The sequence below is a fragment of the Limnohabitans sp. genome (assembly GCF_040400975.1).
Taxonomy (GTDB): domain Bacteria; phylum Pseudomonadota; class Gammaproteobacteria; order Burkholderiales; family Burkholderiaceae_C; genus Limnohabitans_A.
In genome coordinates this window covers 1-2021 of the sequence record NZ_JBBAPF010000089.1, presented here as the reverse complement: position 1 = coordinate 2021, position 2021 = coordinate 1, and the positions used below count along the sequence as shown (strand labels likewise).

Annotated in this window: 1 protein-coding gene; it reads right to left on the bottom strand. The window is 55.0% G+C overall.

Annotation, left to right across the window (positions count from 1 at the left end; all coding sequences use genetic code 11):
* Window positions 1-403: 403 nt before the first annotated feature.
* Window positions 404-1141 (bottom strand): hypothetical protein, encoded by a 738-nt coding sequence (locus ABWQ00_RS15920; protein ID WP_353239634.1) that lies wholly within the window; start codon window positions 1139-1141, stop codon window positions 404-406.
* Window positions 1142-2021: the final 880 nt, after the last annotated feature.

Sequence of the window (2021 nt, the reverse complement as noted above, 5' to 3'; positions counted from 1 at the left end):
CTCGACCTCATCCATGAAAGTGTCTGCTTGGGCACAAGGCGGTTCTTCATCGTCAAGGAGAACTGCAGGTGGCACTTCCCAGGCGGACTTGGTGGAGACGGTTCTGAGCCCCAACATCATGACGAGTTAATGCGGCCCTGGGAATTTTGTCTTGATCCATGGCTACGGAATGCGTCCTGATTGTGATCCTGTCTGGGTCCTGCTGTTGTGTCTTAAGACTGTGTCTGTCTTGGTCTGTCTTGGTCCTGCTGCTGTGTCCTGTCTGTCTTGGTCTCTGCGTGTCTCCGGTCTCCTTCCCTCTGTGTTTTGTCTCTGTCTTGGTCCTGCTGATGCGTCCTGTCTTCGCGTTCTTGTTTTCAAACCTATTTTGCGAGCCGCTGCCCACACTCATTGATGTTCAAAGTCACATCGAACAAGAGGCAGTATCCATACCTGCCAAGGCACTCTCGTCAAATGAGTAACTACTGCGGCCCGAAATTGACAATGCTGCCAGCGTATTGTTGCTCTTGCGCGTCGATGCTGTGGCTGAGGACGATGACGCTGGCCGTTTTTTGCTTGTTGGCACGCCTGCCTGCCGCAAGCCTGCCTCCAGGAGCAGTTGGTCGCGCCCGGCATACAAGGCATCCCTCTTATAGGCCAGTTTGCCCTCAATGACCTCCTCCGCTATCTGTTTCATCAACATCATGGCCTCCTCATCATGCTTGAAAAGGTCGACCCTCACCTGGCATGCCTGCGCCTTGTCCTTGGGGCCCTTGCAGTAGGCCAAACGATTCCTGTCCTTCTTGATGTGTACATGCCACTCTCCAGCAGCATCGGACCAGAAGAAGGCCTTGCCCTTTGTAGTAGGCATTCCTGTGCGAGCCCGATGTTGCCCCACAGTCCATTCGGCGAGGCTGATGACATGGCCATCGGGGAAGATGCACTTGCAAGGGTCAGAGTCATCGTCGGTCGGCGCAACAGAGAGCTTGCTGCTGAACTCCTTCTCACACGCCGGTCTGCCAGCCACGAGCCGCCAGCCTTGGTGCAGTGCGTGGTCGAAGCCTGTGAAGAAGTTAGGCTGGCTGAGGGAATCAACAATGTCCTCGATGGGCGCGGCAGTCCCACCGTGGAACCTCGAGCTCCCGGTAGGATCAGTAGCCACGATGCCCTTAGTTGATACAAAAAACTACACACATAACAAATTAGCAAACACACATCAAAACAACAACAAGAGGACACCCAGAACCCTGGACCTAGCGGAAGCACTCGCTTGACTCGGATCGCGCGTCCACTAAGTAACATTAAGGCCCAGTCGGCGAGCTGGGTCTGGATGCCTGAGTGCTTCAAGACGTTTGCGTACCACTTGGGCTTCTTGGTCTTGCGCTCGGCAGCCATCCAGTGGCGGCACATACTGCGGATCCGCCCCTCGACGTCTTTGGCGAATGCTTTGCAGTCCTCTTGCGAGAACTGCCACGCGCTTGCCTTCTCGCGAGCAACCGCCTCGAGAGCCCGAGTCATCATCACAGGGGCGAACGCCAAGTTGCCCTGCACCTTCTTGAGCTGCAGCAAGAAGCCAGCGCAGTCGCCCAAGGCATCCTTGTCGAGGCGCGGCCCATACTTAGGAATCCTCTTGGGGTTCGTGAAGTAGCCAGTTAGGAGTTGCTCAAGATGAGCCTGGCATGCCCCGCTGGCTCGCGGTCTGGGGATTGGAGCGCAAGTGCCTGTCATGATTGGAACCACAAAGCTCCGGAGTTGATGTGATGAGCTGATGCCTTGACACGGTGATGAGACGATGCCTTGACGCGGTGATTGAGTTGAGGAGCCGATGCCTAGGCGCGGTGATGACATCAAACGAGCCTCGCGTGATGTGTTGATGGACAAAACATGCGCAAATCTGCTGCACTGATGCACACATCATAGCTGGCTTCGTGAAACCAACTTACAACACACGGGAACACCGTTTTGAACGCTATCCAAACTTTGAACCTTAAAATAAGGTTCAAGAGACCCCTGGGTGGTTTTTGTTCATCTCCACTGTCATC